Consider the following 14,555-nt stretch of genomic DNA (forward strand, 5'->3'; position numbering starts at 1 on the left):
TCAGGAAGGATGTTCACTTTCTTATGAAAATCCATGGATGGACATGCCGCCATCGACGAAAAGCGTCTGGCCGGTAATATAACTTGCTGCATCCGAAGCTAGAAATACGACCGGTGACGCCACTTCCGGCAACTCTCCGACCCGCTTCATCGGAGTTACTGCCAGGATCGAATCCAGGTATTCCGGATCGCTTAAGATCTTTTCCGTTAAAGGCGTTTTAAAATACCACGGTCCGATTGCATTGACACGGATATTCTTCGGGCCCCATTCCATCGCCATGACTTTGGTCATCTGGATGATTGCAGCTTTGGACGCCGCATAAACCACACCGGTCTTCAACGCACGATCGCCTCCGACTGAGCTGATATTGATGATGGAACTGCCGCTGTCCATCTTTTTGACGGCTTCCTGTGAAAACATGAAGACACTCTGTGCGTTAGTGTCCATAATCTGATGCCATTCCGCATCGGTTGCCTCCGACAAGGAGGAGCGGATATTCATCCCGGCATTATTGACGAGAATATCAATTGCCCCGAATCGCTGCATCGTTCTTTCAATTGCAGCCAGAATGTCGCTGCGCTTTGTGATGTCCGCAAGCACATAGGATGTACGGTCATTGCCGATTTCTTTCCGGGTCTGTTTCAAGTCGGCTTCGGTCCGCGCTACCAGCATGACATTGGCTCCCGCTTCTGCAAGCGCCATGGCGATCGCTTTGCCGATTCCTTTCCCGGCGCCTGTCACAATCGCTGTCTTGCCTTCCAAACTGAATGATTTCAACATCGTTTATCGCCTCCGCTTTTATTATAATCAAACAATTCGCTTTTTGTCTTATAAAATAAGACAAAAAACATTGATATCATTTAAAGAATGAACATACATATCATCGCACTTATATAGAATCCTACGCTCCAGGCAGACGCTTTCCGCGGACTCACGCCGAACTAACTCGGACTGGCGCCCGAGTGGATTTCGACACTTCGCTATCCCGCAGGAGTCGCCGCCTTGCGCTCCGGATTCTTGAGCGGAGGATTACAGAATTGTTGAGACTATTTTTTCCTGGAACTGACTAGCGGGCTATTCCCTTTAATCGTAGCTACACTCTCAGAATCTGACTGATCACAGAGACTCCTGTGAAAGCAGTAAAGGTGTGAAATTAGTGCAGCAATGTAGGAGCATGATTTTCAGTTACGGCTGAAGCTGAGCCCTCGGAACGCGAAGTGTCGGGACCAGTTGAGGGATATGCACCGCTAGTCAATTTGGGTAACTTATTTCTACAACTAGAGCCGCCGTGAAAATTCACGGCGGCTCTTTGGTCAATTATCCAATTGGTAGATCTTCGAATATTTCTCTTCCAGGTAATCAGCTAAGTGATCCGGATTCAGTCCTTCTCCCGTGACTTCCTTGAGAATTTCCAATGGTTTTTTAAACGCCCCATGATGATGGACATTTTTGCTCAACCATTCACGGATCGGCGTGATGTCCCGCTCCGCCAATAGCTCATCGAAATTCGGCAAATCCTTCAACATGGCATCCTTGAACTGGGCCGCATACATATAGCCCAGTGCGTATGATGGGAAGTAGCCGAAGCTCGCGCCTGCCCAGTGGACATCCTGCAGCACGCCTTCCGCGTCATTCGAAGGCCGGACGCCTAGGTACTCTTCGTATTTGTCGTTCCATAGCTGCGGCAAATCACGGACCTGTATATCTCCATCAAATAATCCTTTTTCGAGCTCATAACGGACCATGATATGCAATGCGTACGACAGTTCATCCGCTTCAATGCGGATCAACGACGGTTTGGATTCATTGATTGCGCGCACATAATCCGCTAATTCAACATCCGCAAACTGCTTGGGAGCGTATTCCTTCAAAAGACTGAAGTTTTTCTGCCAGAAATGTTCGTTGCGGCCGATAAAGTTCTCGCAAAATAAGGACTGGGATTCATGGATTCCCATAGATGCGCCCGTTTCGATCGGTAATCCAGCCAAGGCATCGCCCAAATTCTGTTCATACATGGCATGTCCGCCTTCATGGATTGTGCCGAAGACGGCATTGCGGAAATCGCCTTCATCGTATTTGGTCGTAACGCGGATATCCTGGCGGTTGATCGAGATCATAAAGGGGTGAACCGTTTCATCCAGTCTGCCTGCTTCGAAATCATAGCCCAGCTGGTCCAGCATCTGGCGGCTGAAATCCTGCTGCGCCTGTTTCGGGAAATGGTCGTAGAGAAATGCCGTTTCCGGCTTGTTCGGTGAAGCTGCAATTTTTTGCACCAAGGGAACGATGCGTTCACGCAGCTTGCCGAACACTTCATCCAGAACTTCAGTGGTCATGCCCGGTTCGTACTGATCGAGCAAGGTATTATAAGGACTGCCATTTTTTTCGCCCCAATAGCCGATCATTTTCTTCGTACTGCTGACCAAGTCCTCCAGATAAGGAAGGAATAACGAAAAGTCCGAAGCTTCTTTAGCGGTTTCCCATATCGATTCCGCTTTCGATTTCAAAATGATGAATTCTTTGTATTCTGCGGGAGGGACCTTTTTGCTCAAATCGTATTCTTTCCGGGCTTCTTCTACAGAACGGCGGATAAAAGGATCCAGCGTTGCCTGATCCGCTTCCAAAGAAGTCAGCAATTCGCCGAATTCATCCGATGTCGATAGATTGAATACTTCCGCCGATAAGGTACCGATGCTTTCAGAGCGAAGTTCCACTCCTTTTTTGGGAGCACCTGTCCGTAAATCCCAGTACAATAACGCGATTGCTTCTTCATAGCCCTTAATCTTGCTGAAATGATCAGTAAACTGTTTTTCGAGTGACACAAAAATCCCTCCAATGGTTGATGAGACTATTGTATCACAAGGACACCAGCAGCTTAAAAGTTTTCAGCAGGTACCGGCAGGATTGTTTCCCATAGATGTTCCACACGCAACTCATCTTCATTCAGCAGCAAATGGATTTCCCCATAATCCTTGGAGGTCCGGATCAGACGTCCAATTCCCTGCTGGATGCGAAGCTGCATGAAGGGCAAATCGATTTCTTCCAGCGGATTATTGCTGAATTTGCGCTTGGCATCAAAAACAGGATCTTTCGGTGGAAATGGCAGATCGACGATGATGACTTTCGTCAATGCTTCACCGGGCAGATCCAAACCTTCCCATAGATGATAGGAACATAGAATCTGGAACTTGCCTTCCTGGAACTCCTTGACGACCGTCGACAGCTCACGGTCCCCTTCGAATTCAATGGTGTATTGATGGTCCAAAGGCAGAGATTTCTTGAAGTTATCCATTTCCATTTTCGAAGTAAACAATACCAGCGACTGATCACCTGTACTGAACAGGTCATAGACCCGTTCGAATTTCTGCTCTTGTTCAAGCGGATGCTTGAAGATTTTCATAACATCTTCATAGTCGAATGGAGATGGTACAGAAAACGATTGGTATTTGTCGATTCCAAGACTATCCGATAGGTAAGTGAAATCTTTTTGGATCGATAATGTAGCAGAAGAAAAAATGATCGGAATTTTTCCGTCAAACAGTTTTTCATCCAAAATATCAGTTACAAGGCGCGGCATGATGACCAGCGTCTCGATTTCATCTTTTATTTCCAGCCACGTTACAGCGTCGCCTTCTTCGACAAATAAACGCATCGAGAAGGTGTATTGCTCAAAATACTCTTCCGCCAGACGCAGTTCGTATTCCGGAATGGTGAACAGCTCGCCTTCAAAGACGAATTCCTCCATCATCAAATCGATGTGGCGAATCAGTATTTTGCCGACTTTGACCAATTCCGGAGCTTTGGTGATCGCTTTGCGGTCTTCGATGCTTTCGACGGTATGGATGCGCAGCAGACGGAAAAATTCGTTGTGCAGATCGATTGTCTCCTCAATCATGTTCAAGGTTTTTTCGCGCATGCCATCGGAAAGAATACTTTCCGTCACGTCTTGAAGCGTGCTTTCCTGTACTTCATAAGTCAATGCACGCTGTGCGGAAAATTCCAACAGATGGCCTTCATCCAATACGATTTGGGAGAATTCAGGAAGCAAAGGTGTCTGCCCTTCACGTTTGCGTGTTTCTTTTGTCCAAATATGCTCCATTAGAAAGTCATGTGAGCAAATGACCAGATCCGTCGCCTGGCGATAATGGTTGCGGTGGATGGTCTGTCCGCATTTATTGCGCAGTTCACAGGCATTGCAGTTCTGGATCGGGTGGTAGTTGACTTGCTGCCACTCTTCATCCGTGACTTCCGGATAACTTGAGCGTTCACCGTATGGATAAGTGTTTTGCATGGAATAGGTTTTATTGACGAATTCCGGCAGGCTGTATTCGATATCGTCCAAAAAATCAGCATCGCTGCGTTTTTTAGCACCTTCCAGGCGCTGGAGGCATAAATACTGGTCGCGGGATTTCGCTAGGCGGACATCCAGGTTCAAGTCAAACAAGTCATTCAGGCGGTCGACATCCCCGCCTTTTTTCACCAATTGCTCGATCAGGGTTTCATCCGCGCACGAAATAAGCGCCGGCTTGCCGGTATAACGGGCATAGGCGATGGCTGGTAGCAGATAAGCCATGGTTTTTCCTGTCCCAACGCCTGCTTCTGCAAAAAGCACCGCTTTTTCTTTCAATGCCTGTTCGATTTGGAAAGACATGAAAATTTGTTCATCGCGAAGATCATAGCCTTTTTCAGGTAACTCGTCGTAGAAGATATCGCCGATCCAGTCATTGAGTGATTCAAAGAAAGTTTTGTCCTTCGTTAAAGGAAATGGTAGTGGCTGTCTCATAAACTCTCCTCACAGAGAAACGGAAGAGCTGCTGCCCTTCCGTCTCGTCTCATTTATTTTTTGAACGTTCTCCCCAGAATTGGAAAAGATCCGTGCGGATAAACCCGTTGAATAATTTACGCTTCTTCGTAGCTGGCTGTCCGTATAGGGTTTCGAAACGCCCCATGGAAGACAGCATATAGATTGACCATGTCGGGTGTTGCGCAAAAACGCGGCCCATGTCAGCAATCATTTCTTCGATGACTTCAATTTCGCCAAGACGCTCTCCGTAAGGCGGGTTGCCGACGACAACACCGTTTTCTTCGGTTGTTGTGAAATCCTTCACTTGGCGCTGCTCGAATTGGATCAAGTCGGCAAAACCGGCTTCCCGGGCATTTTCTTCCGCAATCTTCAGCATGCGATGGTCGATATCTGTCCCCAGAATGTTAAGGGGTTGGTCATAGTTCGCCAACTCTTCCGCTTCTTCGCGGACTTCATCCCAAATTCCCTGTCCGATCCATGGCCATTCTTCGCTGTCGAAATCGCGGTTATAGCCAGGCGCCAGGTTTTGTCCAATCATCGCCGCTTCGATAGCGATGGTTCCGGAACCACAGAATGGATCCACGAATGGACGGTCGGGAGTCCAACGTGATAATTTCACCAAGGCCGCAGCCAAGGTTTCTTTCAATGGTGCTTCACCCTGATCCAGGCGGTAGCCGCGTTTATGAAGGCCAGCTCCACTTGTATCGATGGATAGTTGGACCTTGTCTTTTAAAATCGATACTTCTATTTTAAAGCGTGGTCCGGTTTCATCCAAAAAGGAATTGCGGTGATAGGCTTTTTTCAAACGCTCAACAATCGCTTTTTTAACGATGGACTGACAGTTCGGCACACTGTGCAAAGTCGATTTAACCGATTTCCCTTGTACCGGGAATTCAGCGTCCACCGGCAGGAATTTCTCCCACTCGATTTCTTTTGTGCGTTCGAACAGTTCATCAAAGGTATACGCATTGAATTCCCCAGCAATGATCTTGACACGGTCAGCTGTCCGCAGCCATAGGTTCGTTTTGGCGATATCGCGTTCATTTCCTTCAAAAAATACTTTGCCGTTCTCAGTTTCCGTTTCATACCCTAATTCTTTTACTTCGTTGGCTACAATGGACTCAAGACCCATCGCGGCGGTTGCGAGCAATTTAAATGTTGTCATAACGACTCCCTCTCCAGTTGTTCACTATTTCAGATTTCATTTTTTGTGGATTATTATTGAAGTGATCTTTTCAAAAAATCTATTCTCTTTACTAGTTCGTCTCATAATATGAAGAAAAGCTCCCCCAAAAGGGGAGCCTTTGATAAGCATTTTAAGACCATGTGAAATTCTATAAGCCATGTTTTGTTTCCACGTACTCAAACGGTTTGCACCTTGTACTAGTGGACAGCAACCATCTATCTGCAAACTTGCGTCTGCCTCTTCATCGGTTCATTTCCCTCAGAAAAGTGCCCCTACCATAATTTGGGTTTCTCGCTCACGGGGTTTACCTCGTTCCACCTGTATAATTTCTTATACAGCTCCGTCACTGTGGCACCTTCAGGGTATTTCGGCCATATCCGAAGACTTAGGCGTTCTACCCGCCGTCAGCTATTGCTAGCTGCCCCAGCTTATTGTTTCACTGGGCGCGATCACTACGGTCATCTCAGAACCGTGCGAGCATGGACTTTCCTCTCCAGCTAAAAAGCCGGAGCGATTGCCAGAATTTCAAATGGCTTTATAAGTATACGTCATTTGATGCAATAAAACAATCGTTTTAGTTGTTGTCCAGTTTGTTTCCGAAAACATGGTTCTCTAAATGGGACAAACGGCGCAGAATATCGAAATTGGTTGTGCCCGGAGCGGGTGTCGCCTGTTTTCTTGGTGTATCTTCCAATTCCATGCGTAAGCGTTTGTTTTCATTTTGAAGTTGTTCGATCCGCTTCGAGAAAGCTTCGTAATCCTGGATGATTTCGTCCAGGAAATGGTCCACTTCATCCTGATTATAACCGCGCATCGCTGTTTTGAAATCTTTTTCAAGTATATCTTTAGATGTGAATTTATTTTCCATTCCAATCGTCCTTCCATAAAAAAACTACCTTACGCTAAGTATAGCATAAGGTGGATTTTTCGTGTTTAGTTCTCTTCAAGTTCCGGGCGTTTTTTTCGCTTTTTCTCTTCCAGGCGCGCCAATCTTTTACGGATGTCTTCAATAAGCGATTGACGCACTTTCGTGTGCTCGCTTGCTTCTTTCGCAAAGCCGGCCATGATGATTGCCTGGTCCAGATCACGCAATTGATGTTCGTACAATTTGGAAGCATGGATCCATGCTTCCACTTCGATGCTGCCGCGCAGGTGAGGAGCAGCTTCCTTGAACAATTTAACGGCTTCCTCCGGCTGGCCAGCCCTTTTCTTCTGAATGGCCAGTAAATAACGCGCTAATGCGGAAGAAGCTCCTCTTTCGACGGTGACATGTTCGAGATAAGCCGCACTTTGGTCGAACTGCTTCAGGTCGGCATACCATTTGCCGATATTTGTGTAGGCGCCGCTCGTTTCCGATTCCATATCCTCCATCAGCAAATTGGATGACAATACATACAACGACACCAGTGACAGGATATCCAGTTCATTATGGTACAGAACCTTTGCCAGACCGTCCGGAAAACCGCTCTTCACTGCATCGAGATAAATAGCGGGAATCAGGTAGCCGGGCACATCCCCCTGTCTCATAAACCCAAGCTTCTCCTCTTCGATGGTGCTCAGCTTCATCCGGGCCAATTCATTCTTCCAGATCCGTTTGGTGCCATGGAACAAATCGATTTGGCGAGGCACCGGCAATTTCGGAAGAATTTGTCGGTGCATGGTCCAGCGGGACGTCAGCTGCGGCCAGTCGAAGCTTTTGCCGTTATAGGAAAAGATGATGGGATCACCCGTTTTCCATAGACCGGTTTCATAGAGAAACGCCGCTTCATGCGACGGGTCCGGCATGATGTATTGCATCATCTCGAAATGATCGCTGCGCTTCACCAATAGGCCGATCAAAAAGATATAGGCACCCGTACCGCTGAGCCCTGTCGTTTCCGTATCGAAGAAGACGAGCGGATCCTCTTCTTTCAGCTTGAAAGGGTGGTCAAAATCCGTATTCTCCCATGCTTTCAGTACCGGGTCCAGTTCGTTCAGGATAACAGATCCATGACGGGTATCAAGAGGATAGATGATTTTCTTCCGGAAGACAAAACCGAATTTGTTTTCGACGAGCTCCAATCCGGTTTTGTTCCATTTATCTTCGTGCAGCGGCCGCTCTGCCGCTTTTGGCTGCTGTTTCTGGGTAGGCTTATTCTTCAACAAGCCTTTCATCTGGAGAAGCTTATTTTCAAACGACATCCTTCTTCACCTCTCTTTGCGAAGCTCATCCAACAACCGGATGACATGCCCTTTCATGCTGACGGCAGCATCCTGTGCACCGATGCAGGACGGGCATCCGTCCAAGCAAGGGCACTCCGAGACGTGCTGCCGGGCTTTATCAAGCAAAGGCCGCCATAAATCGTAAATCCGCTCGCTGATGCCGATTCCCCCCGGATAGGAATCGTGGATGAAAAAGGATGGCATATCGTTATGCGGCGATTTCACCTGCGGCACGACATGAACATCCCGCCGGTCGCATTGAACGAATATCGGGATAAACGATTCAATCGCATAGGCAGCTCCGGTCATTGTATCCGACAATTCCGCTTCCGAAAAATCTTCCGGCTTCGTGAAACTCAGCCACGTCGACGAAGTATGCAACTCTTCCGCCGGCAGTGAAATCGGTCCGGAACCGATATTATCATGCGAATCAAAACGGATTTTCTTGAAAATCGTCGGCATCGCGAGTACCGCGATATCCCCGTAAAAAACTTCCGAGCCGTTCATCTTCTTGTCCTTGTCTTCACTCATCACTTTCAGTTCCACTGCCAGATTCGCATCCGTGAAATAATCGACGTCGACTTCCCTGACGTAAGCTTTCTTTTCTTCCCAGTCCAGGATCTCCACTTGAAACTGTGTGCCCTGATGCAGGTAGATCGCCTCTTCATGCAATAATGTCATGGCGCTGAAACGGTCCATTTCACCGATCACACGTGTGTCTGCAGGAACAGACTGGTCGATGATGACGACATTTTCCTGCGAAGCTGACCGCAGTGAAATGTCATGTGCCGGGAAACGATCGCTCATCCAATGCCAGCGATCCGATGTCCGGACGAGCACCCCTTCTTCCTGCAGGTACTCGAGCAGTTCCTGGACTTCGAACTCCCCGTATTGATCGTCGATGCGGAATGGCAATTCAAAAGAAGCACATTTCAAATGGTCCATCAGAATGATGATGTTCTCCGGGTGGATGCGTGCTTCTTCCGGAGACTGGTCCAGCAAATATTCCGGATGGTTGATGATGTATTGATCAAGTGCTGTCGACTGGGCCACATAGATCACCAGCGATTCATCCTGCCGCCGTCCAGCTCGTCCTGCCTGCTGCCAGGCGCTGGCGATATTGCCGGGATATCCCGTCATGATGCAGGCCTGAAGCTGTCCGATATCGACGCCAAGCTCCAATGCATTGGTGGATACCACGCATTGGATCGAACCGTCACGCAAGCCTTTTTCGATGGCTCTGCGTTCCGTCGGCAAATAGCCTCCCCGGTAGCCTTTGATCGAGTCGTCCTGCAGCTTCATTTTAGTGATCGCCTGCAGATACGTCACCAGCATCTCGACACGGACACGGCTCTTTGCGAAGACGATGGTCTGAATGCCATTTTTGATCAAATGGGTCGCCAGGTCGCGGACTTCCAATATCGCACTTCTGCGGACACCGAAAGTCGGATGGATAATCGGCGGATTGTAGAAGACGATATGCTTTTTGCCTGAAGGTGCCCCGTTTTGGTCAATCAGCTTATGAGTGCTGTTGCTCAGGTTTTCCGCCAGCTCTTTTGGATTGGCGATGGTGGCGGATGTACAGATAAAGACAGGATTGCTGCCGTAAAATTCACAGATCCTTTTGAGTCTGCGGATAACATGCGCCACATGTGTGCCGAATATGCCTTTGTACGTATGCAATTCATCGATGACTATATAATGAAGATTCTCGAAAAGAGAGACCCATTTTGTATGATGCGGCAGGATGGCGGAATGCAGCATGTCCGGATTGGTCATGACAATCTGTCCGGCTTTACGCACCTTGGTCCGAATCGCCGGTGACGTGTCTCCGTCATAGGTATAGGATAGAATCGACTCTTCGGTCTTCTCGATCAAGTCATGCAGATCACTTTTCTGGTCTTGCGCCAATGCTTTTGTCGGAAACAAGTACAGAGCCCGTGCACCCGGATCGTTTAAAATCTTGTGCAGGACCGGCAAATGATAGCAATAGGACTTCCCTGATGCTGTCGGTGTTACGGCAGTGAACGAATTACCGGAAGTCGCCAAATCAAACGCTTCACGCTGATGGGTATACAACTGCTCTATGCCTTTTTTACGGAGAGCCGCTTTTAGGCTGTCGTGCATTTCCGGTGGAAAGTCTGCGTATTGGGCAGGTTTTTCCTGCCTGGTATGCCAATGGACAATCCGTTCCATCATATCCGGTTCTGTTTTCCATTCATCCATCAACTCAGGCAGGTTTTTACGCTTAATCATTCTCAGCACTCTTTTCATCGATGGCTAAGATGAATGTCTGGAGCGTGTATTGAGCCGCCTGGATTGTCTGGATAAAGCGTTTCTTGCTTGTCTCCTTGTAAAAACTTTGGACAAAAAATTGTGTCATGCCTTCCGCCGCTGTGTCAATTGTTGGCTTATGGACATACTTAGGGCGTTCTTGCTGAATATACAGCAATGATTCTTTTTGCCATTCATTTATTTTTCCATGCCAGTAATCGGCATATGGTTTAACATCCTCGTAAAAATCAGGAACCGCGTCTTTTTCACGCATTTCATAAAAGCGGTCCAAGCATTTTCCGCATTCGTCATATAATGCAGAAGAGAGTTCTCTAACTGTCATTTTGCAACCCCTCCATTGCCATTAGTTTATCATATTCACTAAAGCGACACGACTTTTATCGAACAGACATTCTTTCCTGTTGGAACGTGCGAAGAAATCCGCTATTATTAAAAGATATAAATAGGGTGGACTCTAAAGTTGAACTATAGAGTACCGAGTTGATTTGTTCAGCTGCCTTCGCCTCTCAGCGATCTCTTGCACAGCGATACCGGAAACAGCTTCAAGAGTATGTGAAACAGAATCACGGAACAGTCATAGGCAACGGTCTCAGCCTCAACTTAATCAGTTGAAACCTTTCATCATATCAGTCGTCTAAAAGCTTGTGATATGATAGAGTTAGCGAGGTGTATCACAATGGCAATCAATTACCCGAACGGAAAAAAATTCACTCCGTCAAAAGACCAACCTGCTAAAGAAAAAACTGCCGCAAAAAAGAAGAAGGATTTCTCCTTCAGCAACCGCGGCAAGACATTAGAAGACGAATTGAATGAAACCAATGATTATTACCTTCAGCTCGGATTGGCCGTCATCCATAAAAAACCGGTGCCCCTTCAGATTGTCAGAGTTGAGTACCCTTCCAGAAGTGCAGCTGTCATCCGGGAAGCGTACTTCCAGGCTCCTTCCACGACAGATTACAACGGCGTTTGGAACGGCCGGTACATCGACTTTGAAGCAAAGGAAACGGAAAACAAGACATCCTTCCCATTGAAGAATATTCATGATCACCAGATTCATCACATGTCCCAAGTAGTCAAGCAGAATGGTACGGCGTTTATGATCATTCGATTCTCTTCATGGCAGCGGTATTTCATCATGCCGTTTGGAGAACTCGAGGTTTTTTGGAACCGGATGATGACAGGCGGAAGAAAATCGGTTACTTTGCAGGAAATTGAAGAAACTTCATTTGAGATAACACCTGGAGCATTCCCACGCATCGATTATTTGCCTCTTTTGAATAAGCTTTAAGCATCATCATATATATGAAAGTGAGGAACCGATTTTGAGTGATAAACAAATTTCGCGTGAAGAGCGCCGCAAAGCAATCGAACGCCAAAAGAAGACCAATAACAAAAAGAAAAAGAAATCCCCTGCAGTGACATGGATGAAGCGCATCCTGCTGGCAATTGTCGCCATCGGCATAGCCGTTTTCGTCTTCGGAGCCTCCCTGTTTGCTTACTATGCAAGCAGCGCGCCAGACCTTGATGAAGAATTATTGCGCGATCCGATCAGCCCGACTTTCTATGCAGCAGACGGTGAAACCGAAATCCCTTATATCACCGCCGAAAATCGGGAGTATGTCGATTATGAAGATATTCCCGAATCGATTGAAAATGCCATTTTAGCGACGGAAGATAATCGCTTCTATGAACACTCCGGAATCGATGTCATCCGCTTAGGTGGCGCAGTCATTGCAAACATCACCGGCGGCTTCGGCTCACAGGGAGCCAGCACCATCACCCAGCAGGTCATCAAGAATTCATTTTTAACAAATGACAAGACCTTAAAACGAAAAGCGCAGGAAGCTTACCTGGCATTCAAGCTGGAACGTGAATACGAAAAAGAGGAAATTTTCGAGATGTATTTCAATAAGATTCTGATGTCCGGAAATATCTATGGTTTCGGAACTGCTTCAGAATATTTTTACGGCAAGCCACTGAGTGAGCTGACTCTCGCTGAATCGGCTTTGCTTGCAGGTATGCCTCAAAGTCCCAATGGTTATAATCCGTTCACTAACCCTGAACGTGCAGAAGAACGGCGAAATGTCGTTTTGAGCCTGATGGAACAGCACGAGAAAATCAGTACGAAAGAAAAAGAACAGGCACAGGCAGCACCCGTTGCCGATTCATTGGTTCCTGAAGGCGAACGCCAGCCTCAGACGGCCAGCAGCGAACACACAGCGTTCATGGAAATGGTTGAAAACGAGCTTGAATCATTAGAAGGCGATTATTCGCTTGATGAAGGCTTGACGATCTACACGACGCTGGAGCCTTATGTCCAGACAAAAGTCAATGAAGCGATGGCTTCCGATTTGTTCTTCGATGAAAATGTCCAATCGGCCATTACTGTCGTCGATACGAAAACAGGCGGAATCAGCGCAGTTGGGGCCGCACGCGAATACACCGGCGATGTGCGCCATAATTATGCTACCGCAAAAAGCCGCCAGGTAGGATCGATCATTAAGCCCCTGCTGGATTATGGTCCGGCTATCGAATACCTTGGATGGTCAACCGGCCAGACGATTGTAGATGAGCCTTATTCTTACGATGATGGTGGCCAGGATGTCCGGAATGTAGATGGACAGTTCCTTGGAACTATGACGATCCGTGAAGCACTTTACCGCTCACGTAATATTCCAGCCATTAAAACCTTGAAGGAAGTCGGTTCTGAAAATGCCGGTGAATTCATGAAGAATGTCGGACTCGACATGGAAGGTATCTTTGAATCGACAGCCTTGGGATCCGCCGAGTTTTCAACTGTCGAAATGGCAGGTGCTTTTGCAGCCCTTGGAAACAAAGGCGAGTTCATTGAACCGCATACAATCAAGAAAATTGTTTTCCGTGATGGTTCGACCGAACAAGTCGTCGAACCCGAGCCAGTGCAGGCGATGAAAGACAGCACTGCATATATGGTCACGGATATCCTGAGAGATGTAGTGGATACGAATATTGCAGGATCTACAGGCAAAGAAGCCGCCATCAACGGTCTTGATATGGCTGGTAAAACTGGTACAACCAACTATTCGACTGATGAAATAACAGATCTTGGACTGGATAGCAGCTCCGCACCGGATATTTGGTTTGCGGGTTACACAACAGATTATTCCATTTCCGTCTGGAGTGGCTATCCTAGCCGGAAGACACCGATGGATACAGCATCAGATGAACGGCTGTTATCCCAACGATTGTTCAAAAGTGTAATGTCAGAGATTTCTTCTCCAGAGACAGCCCGTTTTGAACAGCCAGAATCAGTAACTGAGCAAGTGGTAGAAGTAGGCTCTGATCCATTAAAATTGGCCAGTGCTTTTACACCTTACAGCATGCGCAGCTCTGAATTATTCGCCCGCGGCACAGAACCGAATTCAGTTTCGCAACGCTATATCGTTGAAGACCTGGATGCTCCAAGCGGGTTGCGTGCAAATGTGGAAGGTGATGCAGCGCAGCTATCATGGAATCACGGCGACGACGATGTATCCTTTGAAGTATCGGTCGAGGTTGATGGTTCACGTACCGTACTCAACACTTCATCAAGCCAGTCCTATACCTTCAATGGCCTTGAAGAAGGTAAAAGCTATACCTTCCGTGTTGTGGCTGTCAACAGCACCCAACGAAGCGATCCTGCTTCGACTGTTGTAGAAATTGCTGCTGCTCCTGAAGAACCGGAAGAAGAGCCAGTTGAAGAAGAACTGGCTGAAGAAGAACCGGTTGAAGAAGAGCCAGTCGAAGAAGAGCCGGTCGAAGAAGAGCCGGTTGAAGAAGAACCGGCTGAAGAAGAACCCGCCGAAGAAGAACCCGTAGAAGAAGAGCCAGCCGAAGATGAGCCAATTGATGTACCGGAAGACCCGACTGAAGAAGAGGAAGGCGAAACGCCTTCTGTCAACAGCAGCGGGAACAATAATGCTGATAATGGCAACGGGAATGGCAATGAAAACGGAAACGGGAATGGGAACAATGATTCCGAAGACGGCGAAGCCGACAGTGAAGATACTAACTAACACAGCAAAAACCCCCGAATCAAGCATTCGGGGGTTT

Annotated in this window: 10 protein-coding genes and 1 other RNA gene; 2 read left to right on the forward strand and 9 right to left on the reverse strand. The window is 47.4% G+C overall.

The window, feature by feature from the left end; all coding sequences use genetic code 11:
- Nucleotides 1–21: 21 nt before the first annotated feature.
- From Q0785_RS07610 to Q0785_RS07650, 9 genes are all read right to left on the reverse strand, one after another.
- On the reverse strand, nucleotides 22–780 hold the full coding sequence (locus Q0785_RS07610) for a glucose 1-dehydrogenase (protein ID WP_298827973.1): 759 nt from the start codon (nucleotides 778–780) through the stop codon (nucleotides 22–24).
- Between the two features lie 533 nt (nucleotides 781–1,313).
- On the reverse strand, nucleotides 1,314–2,819 hold the full coding sequence (locus Q0785_RS07615; RefSeq protein WP_298827976.1) for a carboxypeptidase M32: 1,506 nt from the start codon (nucleotides 2,817–2,819) through the stop codon (nucleotides 1,314–1,316).
- A 53-nt stretch (nucleotides 2,820–2,872) separates the two neighbouring features.
- Nucleotides 2,873–4,780, reverse strand: coding sequence for an ATP-dependent DNA helicase (locus Q0785_RS07620; protein WP_298827978.1), 1,908 nt, complete (start codon nucleotides 4,778–4,780; stop codon nucleotides 2,873–2,875).
- Between the two features lie 49 nt (nucleotides 4,781–4,829).
- Nucleotides 4,830–5,966, reverse strand: a complete 1,137-nt coding sequence (locus tag Q0785_RS07625; protein ID WP_298827981.1) for a class I SAM-dependent RNA methyltransferase — start codon at nucleotides 5,964–5,966, stop codon at nucleotides 4,830–4,832.
- Nucleotides 5,967–6,133: 167 nt separating this feature from the next.
- Nucleotides 6,134–6,513: RNase P RNA component class B (rnpB, locus tag Q0785_RS07630), an RNA gene on the reverse strand.
- Nucleotides 6,514–6,561: 48 nt separating this feature from the next.
- A complete protein-coding gene (gene gpsB, locus Q0785_RS07635) occupies nucleotides 6,562–6,855 on the reverse strand; it encodes a cell division regulator GpsB (protein ID WP_223632736.1) in 294 nt (97 codons plus the stop codon).
- Nucleotides 6,856–6,920: 65 nt separating this feature from the next.
- Nucleotides 6,921–8,168: a ribonuclease H-like domain-containing protein gene (locus Q0785_RS07640; protein ID WP_298827988.1), complete on the reverse strand. Its 1,248-nt coding sequence runs from the start codon at nucleotides 8,166–8,168 to the stop codon at nucleotides 6,921–6,923.
- A gap of 6 nt (nucleotides 8,169–8,174) precedes the next feature.
- Entirely contained in the window at nucleotides 8,175–10,445 is a 2,271-nt protein-coding gene (locus tag Q0785_RS07645) for a DEAD/DEAH box helicase (RefSeq protein ID WP_298827991.1), read from the reverse strand.
- On the reverse strand, nucleotides 10,438–10,806 hold the full coding sequence (locus tag Q0785_RS07650; protein ID WP_298827994.1) for a YppE family protein: 369 nt from the start codon (nucleotides 10,804–10,806) through the stop codon (nucleotides 10,438–10,440). Before Q0785_RS07650 ends, Q0785_RS07645 begins: the two co-directional genes overlap by 8 nt.
- 354 nt (nucleotides 10,807–11,160) lie before the next feature.
- On the opposite strand from Q0785_RS07650, the gene recU reads away from it, so the two are divergent.
- Together recU and Q0785_RS07660 are read left to right on the forward strand one after the other, a co-directional pair.
- Nucleotides 11,161–11,772: a Holliday junction resolvase RecU gene (gene recU, locus Q0785_RS07655; RefSeq protein WP_298827997.1), complete on the forward strand. Its 612-nt coding sequence runs from the start codon at nucleotides 11,161–11,163 to the stop codon at nucleotides 11,770–11,772.
- Nucleotides 11,773–11,806: 34 nt separating this feature from the next.
- The gene (locus Q0785_RS07660) at nucleotides 11,807–14,518 is read left to right on the forward strand and encodes a penicillin-binding protein 1A (protein WP_298828000.1); all 2,712 of its coding nucleotides are present in this window, start codon (nucleotides 11,807–11,809) and stop codon (nucleotides 14,516–14,518) included.
- The last annotated feature ends 37 nt before the right edge of the window (nucleotides 14,519–14,555 follow it).

The sequence above is a fragment of the uncultured Planococcus sp. genome, assembly GCF_947501725.1.
Taxonomy (GTDB): Bacteria; Bacillota; Bacilli; order Bacillales_A; family Planococcaceae; genus Planococcus; species Planococcus donghaensis_C.

Coding starts and splice junctions, on each gene's coding strand:
- Q0785_RS07610 (WP_298827973.1), bottom strand. CDS start 780: ATGTTGAAATCATTCAGTTTGGAAGGCAAGACAGCGATTGTGACAGGC.
- Q0785_RS07620 (WP_298827978.1), bottom strand. CDS start 4,780: ATGAGACAGCCACTACCATTTCCTTTAACGAAGGACAAAACTTTCTTT.
- Q0785_RS07625 (WP_298827981.1), bottom strand. CDS start 5,966: ATGACAACATTTAAATTGCTCGCAACCGCCGCGATGGGTCTTGAGTCC.
- gpsB (WP_223632736.1), bottom strand. CDS start 6,855: ATGGAAAATAAATTCACATCTAAAGATATACTTGAAAAAGATTTCAAA.
- Q0785_RS07640 (WP_298827988.1), bottom strand. CDS start 8,168: ATGTCGTTTGAAAATAAGCTTCTCCAGATGAAAGGCTTGTTGAAGAAT.
- Q0785_RS07645 (WP_298827991.1), bottom strand. CDS start 10,445: ATGATTAAGCGTAAAAACCTGCCTGAGTTGATGGATGAATGGAAAACA.
- Q0785_RS07650 (WP_298827994.1), bottom strand. CDS start 10,806: ATGACAGTTAGAGAACTCTCTTCTGCATTATATGACGAATGCGGAAAA.
- recU (WP_298827997.1), top strand. CDS start 11,161: ATGGCAATCAATTACCCGAACGGAAAAAAATTCACTCCGTCAAAAGAC.